This is a genomic window from Pseudomonas migulae NBRC 103157, assembly GCF_002091715.1.
GTDB classification, from domain to species: Bacteria; Pseudomonadota; Gammaproteobacteria; order Pseudomonadales; family Pseudomonadaceae; genus Aquipseudomonas; species Aquipseudomonas migulae_A.
In genome coordinates, this window is the sequence record NZ_BDAG01000014.1 from 89,219 (window position 1) to 106,575 (window position 17,357).

The 17,357-nt window shown below is 61.3% G+C and carries 15 protein-coding genes and 1 other RNA gene; all 16 read left to right on the forward strand.

Features of this window, described 5'->3' with window-relative positions; all coding sequences use genetic code 11:
• Positions 1–134: 134 nt before the first annotated feature.
• The 16 genes from rsmI to ftsA all read left to right on the forward strand — a co-directional run bounded on the left by rsmI (position 135) and on the right by ftsA (position 17,339).
• Positions 135–1,040: a 16S rRNA (cytidine(1402)-2'-O)-methyltransferase gene (gene rsmI / locus PMI01S_RS13245; RefSeq protein WP_161990822.1), complete on the forward strand. Its 906-nt coding sequence runs from the start codon at positions 135–137 to the stop codon at positions 1,038–1,040.
• A gap of 75 nt (positions 1,041–1,115) precedes the next feature.
• Positions 1,116–1,469, forward strand: an RNA gene (gene rnpB, locus PMI01S_RS13250) — RNase P RNA component class A.
• A 354-nt stretch (positions 1,470–1,823) separates the two neighbouring features.
• Positions 1,824–2,279: a division/cell wall cluster transcriptional repressor MraZ gene (mraZ, locus tag PMI01S_RS13255; RefSeq protein ID WP_008025967.1), complete on the forward strand. Its 456-nt coding sequence runs from the start codon at positions 1,824–1,826 to the stop codon at positions 2,277–2,279.
• Positions 2,276–3,223 (forward strand): 16S rRNA (cytosine(1402)-N(4))-methyltransferase RsmH, encoded by a 948-nt coding sequence (gene rsmH / locus PMI01S_RS13260; protein WP_084320472.1) that lies wholly within the window; start codon positions 2,276–2,278, stop codon positions 3,221–3,223. Before mraZ ends, rsmH begins: the two co-directional genes overlap by 4 nt.
• On the forward strand, positions 3,220–3,513 hold the full coding sequence (gene ftsL, locus PMI01S_RS13265; RefSeq protein WP_032828607.1) for a cell division protein FtsL: 294 nt from the start codon (positions 3,220–3,222) through the stop codon (positions 3,511–3,513). Before rsmH ends, ftsL begins: the two co-directional genes overlap by 4 nt.
• Complete coding sequence (locus PMI01S_RS13270) at positions 3,513–5,252, forward strand: peptidoglycan D,D-transpeptidase FtsI family protein (protein WP_174602668.1); 1,740 nt, start codon at positions 3,513–3,515, stop codon at positions 5,250–5,252. Before ftsL ends, PMI01S_RS13270 begins: the two co-directional genes overlap by 1 nt.
• Positions 5,252–6,715, forward strand: coding sequence for a UDP-N-acetylmuramoyl-L-alanyl-D-glutamate--2,6-diaminopimelate ligase (locus PMI01S_RS13275; protein WP_084320474.1), 1,464 nt, complete (start codon positions 5,252–5,254; stop codon positions 6,713–6,715). The genes PMI01S_RS13270 and PMI01S_RS13275 overlap by 1 nt, the downstream gene beginning before the upstream one ends.
• Positions 6,708–8,075 carry a UDP-N-acetylmuramoyl-tripeptide--D-alanyl-D-alanine ligase gene (locus PMI01S_RS13280; protein ID WP_084320475.1) on the forward strand — a complete coding sequence of 456 codons (1,368 nt, stop codon included), beginning with the start codon at positions 6,708–6,710 and terminating at the stop codon, positions 8,073–8,075. Before PMI01S_RS13275 ends, PMI01S_RS13280 begins: the two co-directional genes overlap by 8 nt.
• A complete protein-coding gene (gene mraY, locus PMI01S_RS13285; protein WP_008037292.1) occupies positions 8,075–9,157 on the forward strand; it encodes a phospho-N-acetylmuramoyl-pentapeptide-transferase in 1,083 nt (360 codons plus the stop codon). The genes PMI01S_RS13280 and mraY overlap by 1 nt, the downstream gene beginning before the upstream one ends.
• 6 nt (positions 9,158–9,163) lie before the next feature.
• Positions 9,164–10,510 carry a UDP-N-acetylmuramoyl-L-alanine--D-glutamate ligase gene (gene murD / locus PMI01S_RS13290; protein WP_084320476.1) on the forward strand — a complete coding sequence of 449 codons (1,347 nt, stop codon included), beginning with the start codon at positions 9,164–9,166 and terminating at the stop codon, positions 10,508–10,510.
• Complete coding sequence (gene ftsW, locus PMI01S_RS13295) at positions 10,507–11,724, forward strand: putative lipid II flippase FtsW (protein ID WP_084320477.1); 1,218 nt, start codon at positions 10,507–10,509, stop codon at positions 11,722–11,724. Before murD ends, ftsW begins: the two co-directional genes overlap by 4 nt.
• Complete coding sequence (murG, locus tag PMI01S_RS13300; protein ID WP_084320478.1) at positions 11,714–12,784, forward strand: undecaprenyldiphospho-muramoylpentapeptide beta-N-acetylglucosaminyltransferase; 1,071 nt, start codon at positions 11,714–11,716, stop codon at positions 12,782–12,784. The genes ftsW and murG overlap by 11 nt, the downstream gene beginning before the upstream one ends.
• A complete protein-coding gene (murC, locus tag PMI01S_RS13305) occupies positions 12,777–14,237 on the forward strand; it encodes a UDP-N-acetylmuramate--L-alanine ligase (RefSeq protein ID WP_084320479.1) in 1,461 nt (486 codons plus the stop codon). The genes murG and murC overlap by 8 nt, the downstream gene beginning before the upstream one ends.
• Positions 14,234–15,190, forward strand: coding sequence for a D-alanine--D-alanine ligase (locus PMI01S_RS13310; RefSeq protein ID WP_084320480.1), 957 nt, complete (start codon positions 14,234–14,236; stop codon positions 15,188–15,190). Before murC ends, PMI01S_RS13310 begins: the two co-directional genes overlap by 4 nt.
• Positions 15,191–15,194: 4 nt before the next feature.
• Complete coding sequence (locus tag PMI01S_RS13315; RefSeq protein ID WP_084320481.1) at positions 15,195–16,064, forward strand: cell division protein FtsQ/DivIB; 870 nt, start codon at positions 15,195–15,197, stop codon at positions 16,062–16,064.
• Between the two features lie 15 nt (positions 16,065–16,079).
• Positions 16,080–17,339, forward strand: a complete 1,260-nt coding sequence (gene ftsA, locus PMI01S_RS13320; RefSeq protein ID WP_017340681.1) for a cell division protein FtsA — start codon at positions 16,080–16,082, stop codon at positions 17,337–17,339.
• Positions 17,340–17,357 lie beyond the last annotated feature (18 nt).

Here is a 17,357-nt window from a genome sequence, read left to right on the forward strand (position 1 = left end):
CCAAGCACTGGCCGGGGCGCGATGTTGCTGGCGTGAATCGATCAATTTAGCTCGTACAAATGTTGCAGTGCCGCACAAATGGCTGAAAAAACCGGGCTTGCTTGCGCGTATCGAAACCATCGCTACGCGCTACAATGGCGGCTTTTACCGATCATGAGGTGTGCGCTTTGACTGCTCCAGGTGCTTTGAATTCCGCTGCTGGCTCGCTTTATGTGGTGGCGACGCCCATCGGCAACCTGGACGACATCAGTGCGCGTGCGCTGAAGATCCTGCGCGAAGTGGCATTGATTGCCGCCGAAGACACGCGTCACTCCCAGCGATTGATGCAGCACTTCGGCATCCCCACGCCGCTGGCAGCCTGCCATGAACACAACGAGCGGGATGAAGGTAGCCGCTTTATTACCCGTCTGCTCGCCGGCGACGATGTGGCGCTGATCTCCGATGCCGGAACGCCGCTGATTTCCGATCCGGGTTATCACCTGGTGCGTCAGGCTCGTGCGGCTGGAATCAACGTGGTGCCGGTTCCTGGTGCCTGTGCATTGATTGCGGCGCTGTCGGCGGCGGGTCTGCCGTCGGATCGTTTTATCTTCGAAGGCTTCCTGCCGGCCAAGGCTGTCGGTCGTCGTGCTCGTCTTGAGCTGGTTAAAGAAGAGCCGCGCACGCTGATTTTCTACGAAGCCCCGCACCGTATCCTTGAATGCCTGCAGGACATGGAGCTGGTCTTTGGTGGCGAGCGTCCGGCGTTGCTGGCGCGGGAGCTGACCAAAACCTTCGAAACCCTGAAAGGCTTGCCATTGGCCGAGCTGCGCGAGTTCGTCGAGTCGGACAGCAATCAGCAGCGCGGTGAGTGCGTGGTGTTGGTCGCGGGTTGGTCGGCCCCCGAAACCGAGGACGCCGTCAGCAGTGAAGCCATGCGCATCCTCAACCTGTTGCTCGAAGAGATGCCGCTCAAGCGCGCCGCGGCATTGGCGGCGCAAATTACCGGCGAGCGCAAGAATGTTCTGTATCAGGTCGCGCTGGATAAACAGAAGGGCGAGTAAAACCCGACGTGCTGGAGTGGCTGCAGGCGTTTATCACTTGTTCTTCGGCCGCTCTGCCGTTAACCTTCGCGGCGGAGAGTCGATCGGACAGTCGCTGCCCTCTATGAAAATTAGGGGGGGGAGGAAAGTCCGGGCTCCATAGGGCGAAGTGCCAGGTAATGCCTGGGAGGCGTGAGCCTACGGAAAGTGCCACAGAAAATAACCGCCTAAGCGCTTCGGCGCCGGTAAGGGTGAAAAGGTGCGGTAAGAGCGCACCGCACGTCTGGCAACAGTTCGTGGCTAGGTAAACCCCACTTGGAGCAAGACCAAATAGGGTCCCAAGGCGTGGCCCGCGCTGGGACCGGGTAGGTTGCTAAAGATGTCCAGTGATGGCCATCGTAGACGAATGACTGTTCAAGACAGAACCCGGCTTACAGATCGACTCTCCACCTTTTTCCCTCCCTGTTTGAATAATTGAGCAGGGCGCTCGTAATGGCAGTTTCCCTCCTTGCACAATCCATCGCATATCCTCTTTTGTAATACCGAAAAAATCTTACTCTTAACAAATTACTTTAACTTCTGAACGCAGCCTTCAGTGCTCATTCAAGTTATTGGACAGATTCATCCGCCAGATTCTCGTTACCCCTCCTAATACGCTCCTAAATCTCAGTTCTGTAAGGGTTTTCCTTTAATCCGCGCCTTGACGGTGCGGTGGCCGCATTCCTATAGTGTGCGCAAGTGGCGGAAAGTGGCATGAAGTGGGTTTTTTGAACGTAAAACGCTAATATTTGGAGAAACGCTGTCGTGTTTCGCGGAGCTAACGCTATCAGTCTCGACGCAAAGGGCCGTCTCGCTATGCCGAGCCGGTACCGTGACGAGCTCGTTTCGCGTAGTTCCGGGCAGTTAATCGTCACAATTGATGCCGTTGATCCGTGTTTGTGTGTTTACCCCCTCGATGAGTGGGAAATTATTGAAACCAAACTGCGCGCACTGCCTTCGCTTCGCGAAGAGAACCGCCGCCTGCAACGTTTGCTGATTGGTAATGCCGTCGACCTCGAGCTCGATGGCAGTGGTCGTTTTCTGGTTCCACCGCGTCTTCGTGAATATGCCCGATTGGACAAGCGCGCGATGCTGGTAGGCCAACTGAACAAGTTCCAATTGTGGGACGAGGATGCCTGGGATGCGGTTTCTGCCGCTGACCTGGCTGCTATTCAACAACCGGGCGCCATGCCTGATGAACTGCGTGATTTGATCCTGTGACTATTGATAGCGGCTTTAACCACATCACCGTACTGCTTGACGAAGCCGTCGAGGCTCTCGCCGTACGTCCTGATGGCTGCTATCTGGACGGCACGTTCGGGCGCGGCGGGCACAGCCGGTTGATCCTCAGCCAGCTCGGTCCCGAGGGGCGGTTGCTCGGATTCGACAAGGATCCTCAAGCGATTGCCACCGGGCAGACGCTAGCGGCCGAAGACGGCCGCTTTGTCGTTGTGCAGCGCAGCTTTGCCGAGCTCGGTTCGGAAGTCGCCGAACGCGGTCTGGCCGGCAAGGTCAGCGGCGTTTTGCTCGACCTGGGCGTGTCCTCGCCGCAACTCGACGACCCTGAGCGCGGCTTCAGTTTCCTCAACGATGGTCCGCTGGACATGCGCATGGACCCGTCCCGCGGGATCAGCGCTGCCGAATTCGTCAACACCGCACCGGTGGAAGAAATCGCCCGGGTGTTCAAGGAATACGGCGAAGAGCGTTTCTCCGGCCGCATGGCCCGTGCCGTGGCCGAGCGTCGCGACATCAAGCCGTTCGAGCGCACCGGCGACCTGGCTGAAGTCCTGAAAGTCGCCAACCCGGCGTGGGAAAAGGGCAAGAACCCGGCGACCCGTGCGTTCCAGGGCCTGCGTATCCACGTCAACAATGAACTGGGCGATCTGGAAGCCGGTCTCGAAGCCGCGCTGGAATGCCTGGAAATCGGCGGCCGTCTGGTGGTCATCAGCTTCCATTCGCTGGAAGACCGCATCGTCAAACTGTTCATGCGCAAACTGGTGAAAGGCGAAGCCGACAACCTGCCGCGCAACCTGCCGGTACGTCACGTCGCCTTTGAACCGAAAATCAAAGTCCATGGCAAAGCGCAGTCCGCCTCCGAGGCCGAACTCAAAGCCAACCCACGTTCCCGTAGCGCCGTCATGCGCGTCGCGGAGAAGCTGCGGTGAGCAAGCTTTTCGCCAAGCCACTGCCCGGCGGAAGCTTTTTCATGCTGCTGCTGTTCGTTGGCGTGCTCGTGTCGGCCATCGGCGTGTCGTACAGCGCCCACTGGAACCGTCAGCTGTTGAACTCGCTGTACAACGAGTTGAGCGTGCGCGACAAGGCGCAGGCGGAATGGGGCCGGTTGATTCTCGAGCAGAGCACCTGGACCGCCCACAGCCGTATCGAAGTCCTGGCCACCGAACAGCTGAAGATGCACATCCCTGGCGCGGCTGACGTGCAGATGGTGGCGCCATGATGAAACTCGAAGGCGCACTGTTCCCATGGCGGTTTCGCCTGGTGGTAGGTTTGCTTGGCGTCATGGTCGCGGCGATCTGCTGGCGCATCATTGACCTGCAAGTGGTCGACCGTGCCTTCCTGAAAGGCCAGGGCGACGCGCGCAGCGTTCGTCACATCCCGATTCCGGCTCACCGTGGTCTGATTACCGACCGTAATGGCGAGCCTTTGGCCGTCAGTACGCCGGTCACCACCCTGTGGGCCAACGCCAAGGAAATGCAGCAGGCCAAAGAGAAGTGGCCCGCACTGGCGGCCGCGTTGGGACAGGATCCAAAAGCCCTGGCCGAACGTCTCGAAGCCCAGGCCAACAAAGAATTCATTTATCTGGTGCGCGGGCTGACGCCTGAGCAAGGCCAGTCTGTGCTCGATCTTAAAGTGCCGGGCGTTTACGGCATCGAAGAATTCCGCCGTTTCTACCCGGCTGGCGAAGTGACGGCGCACATGGTCGGCTTTACCGACATCGATGACCACGGTCGCGAAGGTGTCGAGCTGGCTTATGACGAATGGCTCGCCGGTGTCGCCGGCAAGCGGCAGGTCATCAAGGACCGGCGCGGTCGACTTATCAAAGATGTTCAGGTGACCAAAAACGCCAAGGCCGGCAAGCCCTTGGCGTTGTCCATTGATCTGCGTCTGCAATACCTGGCCAACCGCGAGCTGCGCAACGCGATCATCGAAAACGGCGCCAAGGCCGGCAGCCTGGTGATCATGGACGTGAAGACCGGCGAGATCCTCGCCATGGTCAACCAGCCGACCTACAACCCGAACAACCGTCGCAACCTGCAACCGGCGATGATGCGTAACCGCGCGATGATCGACGTGTTCGAACCGGGTTCGACCATGAAAGCCATCTCCATGAGCGCCGCGATTGAAACCGGCCGCTGGAAACCGACCGACACCGTCGAGGTGTATCCAGGCTCCTTGCAGATTGGCAAGTACACCATCAAGGACGTCTCCAAGACCGAAGGTCCGGTGCTCGACCTGACCGGCATTCTGATCAACTCCAGCAACGTCGGCATGAGTAAGGTCGCGTTCGATATCGGCGGCGAAACCATTTTCCGTCTGGCACAGAAAGTCGGCCTCGGCCAGGACACCGGCCTCGGCTTCCCGGGCGAGCGTGTGGGCAACCTGCCGAACTACCGCGAATGGCGCAAGGCTGAAACCGCGACGCTGTCCTACGGCTACGGTATTTCCGTGACTGCGATCCAGTTGGTCCACGCCTTCTCGGCCCTGGCCAACAACGGTCGCCTCGCGCCACTGACCCTGATCAAGACCGACAAGGCGCCGCAAACCACGCAAGTGCTGCCGGAAGCGGTCGCGAAAACCATGCAGACCATGCTGCAACAAGTGATCGAGGCCCCGCGCGGTGTATTCCGTGCGCAGGTGCCGGCGTATCACGTCGGCGGCAAGTCCGGTACCGCACGTAAAACGTCGGTCGGCACCAAAGGCTACGCCGAGAATTCCTACCGCTCGCTGTTCGCCGGCTTCGGCCCGATGAGCGATCCGCGTTACGCCATCGTAGTGGTGATCGATGAACCGACCAAGGCCGGTTACTTCGGTGGCCTGGTATCGGCACCGGTGTTCAGCAAAGTGATGTCCGGGACCTTGCGCCTGATGAACGTTACGCCGGACAACCTGCCACCCGTTCAACAGGCCAACGCAACACCGGTCGTTCCGCTGAAAGCCAATGGAGGGCGCGGCTGATGTCTCTGAGTCTGAACAAGATTTTCGCCCACGCCGGCCGCGATCTGTTGATCCGTGAATTGGCACTGGACAGCCGCAACGTGCGGGCAGGCGACCTGTTTCTTGCCGTCCCCGGCGGCAAGTTCGACGGCCGCGCGCACATCACCGACGCCTTGCAGCGCGGTGCGGCGGCCGTGGCTTATGAAGTTGAAGGCGCAACCGTATTGCCGATCACCGATGTGCCGATGATTCCGGTCAAAGGCCTGGCGGCGCAGCTGTCGGACATCGCCGGGCGTTTTTACGGCGACCCGAGCCGCCACCTGAATCTGATCGGCGTGACCGGCACCAACGGCAAAACCAGTGTGACCCAGCTGGTTGCGCAAGCGCTGGATCTACTCGGTCAACACTGTGGCATCGTCGGCACATTGGGTTCCGGTTTCTACGGCGCGCTGGAAAGCGGCCTGCACACCACACCGAACCCGATCGCGGTGCAAGCGACCCTGGCTGACCTGAAAAAGGCCGGCGCCAAAGCCGTGGCCATGGAAGTGTCGTCCCACGGTCTGGATCAGGGGCGTGTCACCGCGTTGGCATTTGATGTGGCGGTGATGACCAATTTGTCCCGTGATCATCTGGATTACCACGGCACCATGGAGGCCTACGGCGAAGCCAAGGCCAGGTTGTTTGCCTGGAACGACCTGAAATGCCGGGTGGTTAACCTCGACGACGATTTCGGCCGGCAACTGGCCGCCGAAAAACGCGAATCGCGCTTGATCACCTACAGCCTGCTCGACAGCAGCGCCTACCTGTTTTGCCGCGAAGCGCAGTTCGACGATGAAGGCGTGCGCGCCACATTGGTTACACCGCAGGGTGAACACCATCTGCGCAGCACCTTGCTCGGTCGTTTCAACCTGAGCAACGTATTGGCGGCGGTCGGCGCCTTGCTCGGTCTGGACTATGCGCTGGACGAAATCCTCAAGGTCTTGCCAAAACTTGAAGGCCCCGCTGGACGCATGCAGCGCCTGGGCGGTGGCACCCAGCCGTTGGTGGTGGTCGATTACGCCCACACCCCGGATGCGCTGGAAAAAGTATTGATGGCCCTGCGTCCGCACGCCAAAGGCCGCTTGCTGTGCCTGTTCGGTTGCGGCGGTGATCGCGATCGCGGCAAGCGTCCGCTGATGGCTGAAGTGGTCGAGCGTCTGGCCGATGGCGTGCTGGTGACCGATGACAACCCGCGTACCGAAGACCCGGCCGTGATCTTCGACGACATCCGCGCCGGTTTCACCGATGTGGACAAAGTTACCTTCGTCGCTGGCCGTGGTCAGGCGATTGCTCAATTGATCGCCAGCGCTTCGGTGGATGACGTGATTGTCCTGGCCGGTAAAGGTCACGAGGACTATCAGGAAATCAACGGCCAGCGCCACGACTTCTCTGATCTGGTCGAAGCGGATCACGCGTTGACCGCGTGGGAGGTGGCCCATGCTTAAGAACCTGAAACTGAGCGAGCTGACCGGCGCGCTGAATGGCCGATTGATCGTCGCCGATGCAACGTTCGATGGCGTCAGCATCGACAGCCGTGCGATCAAGCCGGGCCAGCTGTTTATTGCCCTGACCGGTCCGCGCTTCGACGGTCATGATTATTTGAACGACGTCGCCAACAAAGGCGCTGTCGGTGCTCTGGTCGAACGCGAAGTCGCCGACAGCACGCTGCCGCAATTGCTGGTCAAGGACACCCGTCAGGCACTGGGTCAACTGGGCGCGATGAATCGTGCGGCGTTTACCCATCCGGTGGCGGCCATCACCGGTTCCAGCGGCAAGACCACGGTCAAGGAAATGCTCGCGAGCATCCTGCGCACCCGCGGTCCGGTGCTGGCGACCCGTGGCAACCTGAACAATGACCTCGGCGTGCCGCTGACCTTGCTCGAACTCGCGCCGGAACACACCGCGGCCGTGATCGAACTGGGTGCTTCACGCCTTGGCGAAATCGCCTACACCGTCGGCATGACCAAACCCCATGTGGCCGTGCTCAACAATGCCGGAACTGCCCACGTCGGCGAATTCGGCGGGCCGGAAAAAATCGTTGAAGCCAAGGGCGAAATTATTGAAGGGCTGGCGGCCGATGGCGTCGCTGTGCTCAATCTCGACGACAAGGCATTCGGGATCTGGAAGACCCGCGCCGCCGGTCGCAAAGTCCTGACCTTTGCCCTGAGCAACGTCAGCGCCGACTTCTACGCCAGTGATCTGGACCGCGACGCTCGCGGTTGCCCGGCATTCAACCTGCACAGTCCTGACGGCGTGGAGCGCGTTCAACTGAACCTGCTCGGCACCCATAACGTTGCCAATGCCATGGCCGCCGCCGCTGCCGCACATGCCTTGGGCGTGTCTTTGTTCGGCATCGCCACCGGCCTCGGCGCGGTGCAGCCGGTCAAGGGTCGCACCGTTGCGCAACTGGCCACCAATGGCATGCGCGTGATCGATGACACTTACAACGCGAACCCCACCTCCATGTGCGCTGCCGTTGATATACTCGCCGGCTTTTCCGGCCGCACCGTTCTGGTGCTCGGGGATATCGGCGAGTTGGGCGATTGGGCGGAGCAGGGGCACCGCGGCGTGGGCGAGTACGCCCGTGGCAAGGTTTCTGCGCTTTACGCCGTCGGGCCGATGATGACCCACGCCGTGAAGGCTTTCGGCGAGCAGGCTTTTCACTTCAGTACCCAAGCTGAACTGATCAAGGCTCTCGGCGCCGAACAAGACACAAACACCACCATTTTGATCAAGGGCTCGCGCAGCGCTGCGATGGAAAACATCGTCGCCGCTTTGTGCGGGTCCAGCCTGGAGAAACATTGATGCTGCTGCTGTTAGCGGAGTACCTGCAACAGTTCTACAAAGGCTTCGCGGTCTTCCAGTACCTGACCCTGCGCGGGATTCTCGGTGTGCTGACCGCGCTGGTCCTGTCGCTGTGCTATGGCCCGTGGATGATCCGCACGTTGCAGAACCGTCAGATCGGTCAGTCCGTTCGTAACGACGGTCCGCAATCGCACTTGTCCAAATCCGGCACGCCGACCATGGGTGGTGCGCTGATCCTGTCGTCCATCGGTGTCAGCACTTTGCTTTGGGCTGACCTGAGCAACCGCTATGTGTGGACCGTGTTGCTGGTCACGTTGCTGTTCGGCGCCATCGGCTGGGTCGATGACTATCGCAAGGTGATCGAGAAAAACTCCAAAGGCCTGCCGAGCCGCTGGAAGTACTTCTGGCAGTCGGTGTTCGGCCTCGGCGCGGCGATCTTCCTTTATATGACCGCTGCGACGCCGGTGGAAACCACCCTGATCCTGCCGATGCTCAAGGACTACAGCATTCCGCTGGGTGCCGGCTTCATCGTCCTGACCTATTTCGTGATCGTCGGCTCGAGCAACGCGGTCAACCTGACCGACGGCCTCGACGGCCTGGCGATCATGCCGACCGTAATGGTTGGCGGTGGCCTGGGTATTTTCTGCTACCTGTCGGGTAACGTGAAATTCGCTGAATACCTGCTGATCCCGTACGTACCGGGCGCCGGTGAGCTGATTGTGTTCTGTGGTGCGCTGATCGGTGCTGGCCTTGGTTTCCTCTGGTTCAACACCTATCCGGCACAAGTCTTCATGGGCGACGTCGGCGCACTGGCGCTGGGCGCAGCCCTGGGCACCATCGCGGTGATCGTCCGTCAGGAAATCGTCCTGTTCATCATGGGCGGTGTGTTCGTGATGGAAACCCTGTCGGTCGTCATTCAGGTGGCTTCCTTCAAGCTGACCGGTCGCCGCGTGTTCCGCATGGCGCCGATTCACCACCACTTTGAACTCAAGGGCTGGCCCGAGCCGCGCGTGATTGTCCGTTTCTGGATCATCACCGTAATTCTCGTGCTGGTTGGCCTTGCCACCCTGAAGCTGAGGTAGAAATTCGTGTCTCTGATCGCTTCTGACCACTTCCGCATCGTTGTCGGCCTCGGCAAGAGCGGCATGTCCCTGGTTCGCTTCCTGGCGAACCGGGGCACGTCGTTTGCCGTGGCCGATACGCGGGAAAATCCACCGGAACTGGCCACGCTCAAGCGTGACTATCCGTACGTGGAAGTGCGTTGTGGCGAGCTGGACGTCGAATTCCTGTGCCGTGCCGACGAGCTCTACGTGAGCCCCGGCCTGGCGCTGGCGACCCCGGCCTTGCAGGCCGCTGCTGCCCGTGGCGTGAAATTGTCCGGTGACATCGAGCTCTTCGCGCGTAACGCGAAGGCGCCGATTGTCGCCATCAGCGGTTCCAACGCGAAGAGCACCGTGACCACCCTGGTGGGCGAGATGGCGGCTGCGGCGGGCAAGCGCGTCGCCGTCGGCGGCAACCTTGGCACTCCGGCGCTGGATCTGCTTCGCGACGACGTCGAGCTGTACGTGATGGAACTGTCGAGCTTTCAGCTCGAAACCACCGACCAGCTCAACGCCGAAGTAGCGACCGTGCTCAACGTCAGTGAAGACCACATGGACCGCTATAGCGGTCTGCCGGCCTATCACCTGGCCAAGCACCGGATCTTCCGTGGCGCCAAGCAGTTCGTGGTCAACCGTCAGGATGCCCTGAGTCGTCCGTTGATGGGTGAAGGCCAGCCTTGCTGGACCTTCGGTTTGAGCAAACCCGATTTCAAAGCGTTTGGTATCCGGGAAGAGGACGGCGAGAAATACCTGGCCTTCGAATTCCAGAACCTGATGCCGGTGCGCGAGTTGAAAATTCGCGGTGCCCACAACCAGTCCAACGCCCTGGCGGCATTGGCCCTGGGCCACGCGGTCGGCCTGCCGTTCGACGCCATGCTGTCGAGCCTGCGCACGTTCGCCGGGCTCGAGCATCGCTGCCAGTGGGTTCGTGACCTCGATGGCGTGGGCTATTACAACGATTCCAAAGCCACCAACGTTGGCGCCGCACTGGCTGCCATCGAAGGCCTGGGCGCGGACATCGACGGCAAGGTCGTGCTGATCGCCGGTGGCGACGGCAAGGGTGCCGAGTTCAATGATCTGCGTGATCCGGTGGCGGCCAACTGCCGCGCCGTGATCCTGATGGGCCGCGACTCCGACAAGATCGGCGAGGCCATTGGCGACGCCGTGCCGCTGATCCGCGTCGGTTCGCTGGTCGAAGCGGTGGAACAATGCCGCGCCGTTGCGCAACCGGGCGACGTGGTGCTGTTGTCGCCGGCCTGCGCCAGTTTCGACATGTTCAAGAATTACGAAGACCGTGGTCACCAGTTCGTCCGCGCCGTGGAGGATCTGGCATGAGCCTGCTCAACATCATCAAGCCGTATCCTTCGCCGCTGATTACCGGGCGCGGTATCGACCTCGATTTCCCGATGCTCGCCGGTTGCCTGGCATTGCTCGGCCTCGGGCTGGTGATGATTGCGTCTGCCTCGACCGAAGTGGGGGCCGTGCAGTCGGGCAGTGCCCTGTACTACATGATTCGCCATTTGATCTACGTGGTGCTGGGCCTGGGTGCCTGCATCGTCACCATGATGATTCCGATCGCCACCTGGCAACGCCTGGGCTGGCTGATGCTGATTGGTGCGTTCGGTTTGCTGGTGATGGTGATCATTCCGGGGATCGGCCGTGAAGTGAACGGTTCGATGCGCTGGATCGGTTTCAGTTTCTTCAACGTTCAGCCTTCCGAGATCGCCAAGGTGTTCGTGGTGATCTACCTCGCCGGTTATCTGGTGCGTCGCCAGAAAGAAGTGCGGGAAAGCTGGATGGGCTTCTTCAAGCCGTTCATCGTGCTGTTGCCGATGGCGGGCCTGTTGCTGATGGAGCCGGACTTCGGTGCCACCGTCGTAATGATGGGCGCGGCTGCGGCGATGCTGTTCCTCGGCGGGGTCGGGCTGTTCCGTTTTTCCTTGATGGTGGTTCTGGCGGTCGCGGCGGTGGTGTTGTTGATTCAAGTGCAGCCGTATCGAATGGCGCGCCTGACAAACTTTGCCGATCCGTGGGCTGACCAGTTCGGTGCCGGTTATCAATTGTCGCAGGCATTGATCGCGTTTGGTCGCGGCGAATGGCTGGGCGTGGGCCTGGGCAACAGCGTGCAGAAACAGTTCTACCTGCCGGAAGCCCACACCGACTTCGTGTTTTCGGTCCTGGCCGAAGAACTGGGCGCCGTGGGTTCCTTGTGCACGGTCGCGCTGTTCGTCTTCGTCTGTATTCGCGGCATGTACATCGGTTATTGGGCCGAGAAGGCCAAACAGTTCTTTGCCGCTTACATCGCGTATGGCCTGTCGTTCCTGTGGATTGGTCAGTTCCTGATCAACATCGGGGTGAATGTCGGCCTGCTCCCGACCAAGGGCCTGACCTTGCCGTTCCTCAGTTATGGCGGCAGTTCGTTGGTGATCTGCTGTGCCTGTCTCGGCTTGTTGCTGCGCATTGAGTGGGAGAGTCGAACCCACCTGGGCAGCGAAGAGATGGAGTTTCATGAGAGTGACTTCGCCGAGGAGTCGACCCATGGGCGCTAACGTTTTGATCATGGCGGGCGGCACCGGTGGCCACGTGTTCCCGGCGCTGGCCTGCGCTCGCGAATTCCAGGCGCGCGGTTACACCGTGCATTGGCTCGGGACGCCGCGTGGCATCGAGAACGATCTGGTGCCACTAGCCGGTATCGAGCTGCATCGGATCAATGCCAGCGGTCTGCGCGGCAAGGGCAAATTGTCCCTGCTCAAGGCGCCGCTGATGTTGCTCAAATCCGTCTGGCAGGCGCGGGCGATCATTCGCCAGCTGCAGCCGGTGTGCGTGGTCGGCTTCGGTGGTTATGTGACCGGTCCCGGTGGCGTTGCAGCGAAACTGGCCGGCGTGCCGGTGATCGTTCACGAACAGAACGCCGTGGCCGGTACCGCCAATCGGTTGCTGGTGCCGTTGGCCGCCCGAGTCTGTGAAGCGTTCCCCGACACCTTTACCCTGTCGGACAGCCGACGGACCACCGGTAATCCGGTGCGCACCGAGCTGTTCCTCGATACACCGCGACCAGCCCTGGCGGGTCGCAAGGCGCGTTTGCTGATCCTGGGCGGAAGCCTGGGCGCAGAACCGTTGAACAAGTTGCTGCCTGAAGCCCTGTCGCACGTCGCCCCCGACCTGCGCCCGGAAGTGTTCCATCAGGCCGGCAAAAACCATGATGAAGTGACTGCAGAGCGCTATCGCGCGGCTGGCGTCGAGGCGCAAGTGCAGCCTTTCATCAAAGACATGGCCCACGCCTATGGCTGGGCTGACCTGGTGGTATGTCGCGCAGGTGCGCTGACCATCAGTGAACTGGCCGCCGCCGGTCTGCCCTCGATGCTGGTGCCTTTGCCCCACGCGATCGACGATCACCAGACCCGCAACGCCGATTATTTGGCCCGTGAAGGCGCTGCCTTCCTGATGCCGCAAAGAACGACTGGCGCAGCGGATCTAGCCGCACGCCTGACAGAGGTCCTGATGCAACCACAACGACTCACCGACATGGCCACTGCGGCACGCCGCCTGGCCAAACCCGATGCGACCCGTAACGTGGTCGATACCTGCCTGGAGGTGGCCCATGGTTGAGAATCAGAAAGCCATGCCACAACCGGAAATGCGCCGCATCCGCCGCATCCACTTCGTCGGTATCGGCGGTGTGGGTATGTGCGGGATCGCTGAAGTGTTGCTGAACCTGGGCTATGAAGTGTCCGGTTCCGACCTGAAAGCTTCGCCGGTGACCGAGCGTCTTGAATCGTTCGGTGCTCAAATCTTCATCGGCCACCGCGCCGAAAACGCTGCTGCCGCCGACGTGCTGGTGGTGTCGAGCGCCGTGAACACCTCCAACCCGGAAGTCGCCACCGCACTGGAGCGCCGTATCCCGGTGGTGCCGCGTGCCGAGATGCTGGCCGAGCTGATGCGCTATCGCCACGGCATCGCCGTCGCCGGTACGCACGGCAAAACCACCACCACCAGCCTGATCGCTTCGGTGTTCGCCGCCGGTGGCCTCGACCCGACGTTCGTCATCGGTGGTCGTCTGAATGCAGCGGGTACCAATGCCCAGCTCGGCACCAGCCGTTACCTGATCGCCGAAGCCGATGAAAGCGACGCCAGTTTCCTGCACCTGCAGCCGCTGGTGGCCGTGGTCACCAACATCGACGCCGACCACATGGCGACCTACGACGGGGACTTCAACAAGCTGAAGAAAACCTTCGTCGAGTTCCTGCACAACCTGCCGTTCTACGGTCTGGCGGTGGTGTGCCTGGACGACCCGGTGGTGCGTGAAATTCTGCCTCAGGTGAAACGTCCGGCCGTTACTTACGGCTTCGGCGACGACTGCGATGTGCGCGCGATCAATGTGCGCCAGCAGGGCATGCAGACCTTCTTCACCGTGCTGCGTCCTGACCGCGAGCCGCTGGACGTCTCGGTGAACATGCCGGGCAACCACAACGTGCTGAACGCGCTGGCCACCATTTGCATCGCCACTGACGAAGGCGTCAGCGACGAAGCCATCGTCCAGGGCCTGTCCGGGTTCCAGGGTGTCGGCCGACGCTTCCAGGTCTATGGCGAACTGCCGGTCGAAGACGGCAGTGTGATGCTGGTCGACGATTACGGTCACCACCCGACCGAAGTTGCCGCCGTGATCAAGGCCGTGCGCGGTGGCTGGCCGGAGCGCCGTCTGGTGATGGTTTACCAGCCGCACCGTTACAGCCGCACCCGCGACCTGTACGACGATTTCGTCAATGTACTGGCCGACGCCAACGTCCTGTTGCTGATGGAAGTGTACCCGGCGGGCGAAGAACCGATTCCGGGCGCCGACAGCCGCAAGCTGTGCAACAGCATCCGTCAGCGTGGCCAGCTCGACCCGATCTACATCGAGCGCGGTGTCGACCTCGCGCCGGTGGTCAAGCCGCTGCTGCGTGCCGGCGACATCCTGCTGTGCCAGGGCGCCGGTGATATCGGCGGTCTTGCACCGAAACTGTTGAAGAGTCCGTTGTTCGCTGGCGCGGTTGCCGCGCCAAGCGTGGGGAAGTTGAAATGACTGCTGCTTACGCCAACCTCGTCTCCACGATCGCGCCGAGAGATTTCGGCCGCGTCGCCGTGCTGTTCGGCGGCAAGAGTGCCGAGCGTGAGGTGTCCCTGAAGTCGGGTAACGCGGTTCTCGAAGCGCTGCTAAGTGCCGGTGTAGATGCGTTCGGCCTCGACGTGGGCGATGACCTGTTGCAGCGTTTGCTCAACGAAAAAATCGACCGCGCCTTCATCATTCTCCACGGTCGTGGCGGTGAAGACGGCAGCATGCAAGGCCTGCTGGAATGCCTGGGCATTCCGTACACCGGCAGCGGCATTCTGGCCTCGGCACTGGCCATGGACAAGCTGCGCACCAAACAGGTCTGGCACAGCCTCGGTATTCCGACGCCACGCCACGCGGTATTGAGTTCCGAGGCCGATTGTATTTCGGCGGCGACGGAACTGGGCTTCCCTTTGATCGTCAAACCGGCCCATGAAGGTTCAAGTATCGGGATGGCCAAAGTGACGTCCGCGCCGGAGTTGATCGACGCGTGGAAAGCGGCCAGTACCTACGATTCGCAAGTGTTGGTCGAGCAATGGATTCAAGGTCCGGAGTTCACCATCGCCACCCTGCGTGACCAGGTGTTGCCACCGATTGCCCTGGGCACGACGCACAGTTTCTACGACTACGACGCCAAGTACGTGGCCTCCGATACCCAGTACCGGATTCCGTGTGGCCTGGACAGCAACAAGGAACAAGAACTGATGGACCTCACGGCGAAAGCCTGTGAGGCGCTGGGTATCGCCGGTTGGGGCAGGGCAGACGTGATGCAGGATGCCGACGGGCAGTTCTGGTTCCTCGAAGTCAACACCGCACCGGGCATGACCGATCACAGTCTGGTGCCGATGGCGGCCCGTGCTGCCGGTCTGGATTTCCAGCAGCTGGTTCTGGCGATTCTGGCAGCCAGCATCGAGGCGCGAGGTTAAGACCATGCAAGGCGCACAGCTCAGACATCAGCCCCCACCCGTCCCCGGCCGCAAGCCGGTGCCGCGGGGTGCCAGCCGAATGGTGGCCAAAGAGCCGATGTCCGCGCGCCTGCCGAAAGCCAATTTTGGTTTTCTCAAAGCCTTGTTCTGGCCGGTGATGCTGGTGGCGGTGGGGTTCGGTACTTACGAAGGCGCGCAGCGTTTGTTGCCATACGCCGACCGGCCGATCACCAAGGTCGCGGTGCAGGGCGACCTGAGTTACATCAGCCAACAAGCGGTGCAGCAGCGGATCGCCCCGTACGTGGCGTCGAGCTTCTTCACCATCGACCTGGCGAGCATGCGCACCGAGCTGGAACAGATGCCATGGATTGCCCACGCCGAAGTGCGTCGGGTGTGGCCGGATCAAGTGGTGATCCGCCTGGAAGAACAACTGCCGGTGGCCCGTTGGGGCGATGAGTCGCTGTTGAACAACCAGGGTCAGGCGTTCACCCCGCGTGAGCTGGCGAACTACGAACACTTGCCACAGCTGTTCGGCCCACAACGGGCTCAGCAGCAAGTGATGCAGCAATACCAGGTGCTGAGCCAGATGCTCAGGCCGCTGGGCTTCTCGATTGCACGCCTGGAGTTGCGTGAACGGGGCAGCTGGTTCCTGACCACCGGCGCCGGCAGCTCGGGCCCGGGGATCGAACTGCTGCTGGGCCGCGGCAACCTGGTGGAAAAGATGCGCCGTTTCATTGCCATCTACGACAAGACGCTTAAAGAACAGATTACGAACATTGCGCGCATCGATCTGCGCTACGCCAACGGCCTCGCTGTTGGCTGGCGGGAACCTGTAGCGCCCACGACAGCCCAACCCGCTGTCGCGAAGAATTAAGAAGAGGCAGGACCCATGGCAAACGTGCAAAGCGGCAAAATGATCGTCGGTCTCGATATCGGCACCTCCAAGGTGGTGGCGCTGGTAGGCGAGGTTTCGGACGACGGCACGCTGGAAATCGTCGGGATCGGCACTCATCCGTCCCGCGGCCTGAAGAAAGGCGTGGTGGTGAACATCGAGTCCACCGTGCAGTCGATCCAGCGCGCCATCGAAGAAGCGCAGCTGATGGCCGGTTGCCGGATCCACTCGGCGTTCGTCGGCGTGGCGGGCAATCACATCCGCAGCCTGAACTCCCACGGCATCGTGGCGATTCGTGATCGCGAAGTCAGCTCCGCCGACCTCGAACGTGTGCTTGACGCGGCCCAGGCCGTGGCGATCCCGGCTGACCAGCGCGTGTTGCACACCCTGCCGCAGGATTACGTGATCGATAACCAGGAAGGCGTTCGTGAACCCCTGGGCATGTCCGGCGTACGTCTGGAAGCCAAGGTCCACGTGGTCACCTGCGCCGTTAACGCCGCACAGAACATTGAAAAATGCGTGCGTCGCTGCGGTCTGGAAATCGACGACATCATTCTCGAGCAACTGGCCTCGGCCTACTCGGTATTGACCGACGACGAGAAAGAGCTGGGCGTGTGCCTGGTCGACATCGGCGGCGGCACCACCGACATCGCGATCTTCACCGAAGGCGCGATCCGTCACACCGCGGTGATCCCTATTGCGGGCGATCAGGTGACCAACGACATCGCCATGGCGTTGCGCACCCCGACCCAGTACGCCGAAGAAATCAAGATTCGCTACGCCTGCGCCCTGGCCAAACTGGCCGGTGCCGGTGAAACCATCAAGGTGCCAAGCGTTGGTGACCGTCCGCCGCGCGAGCTGTCCCGCCAGGCCCTGGCCGAAGTGGTCGAGCCGCGTTACGACGAGCTGTTCACGCTGATCCAGGCTGAGCTGCGTCGCAGCGGCTACGAAGACCTGATCCCGGCCGGCATCGTGCTGACCGGTGGTACTTCGAAGATGGAAGGCGCGGTCGAACTGGCCGAAGAGATCTTCCACATGCCGGTCCGCCTGGGCGTGCCCCATGGCGTCAAGGGGCTGGACGATGTGGTGCGCAACCCGATTTATTCCACCGGCGTTGGCCTGTTGATGTACGGCCTGCAAAAGCAGTCCGACGGGATTTCGTTCTCGGGTATCAGCAGCCGCGACAGCTACAGCAATGAAGAGCCGAAAGCCGCCTTGATCGATCGCATCAAGAGCTGGGTGCAAGGCAACTTCTAAGAATTACCGCAGCACCGT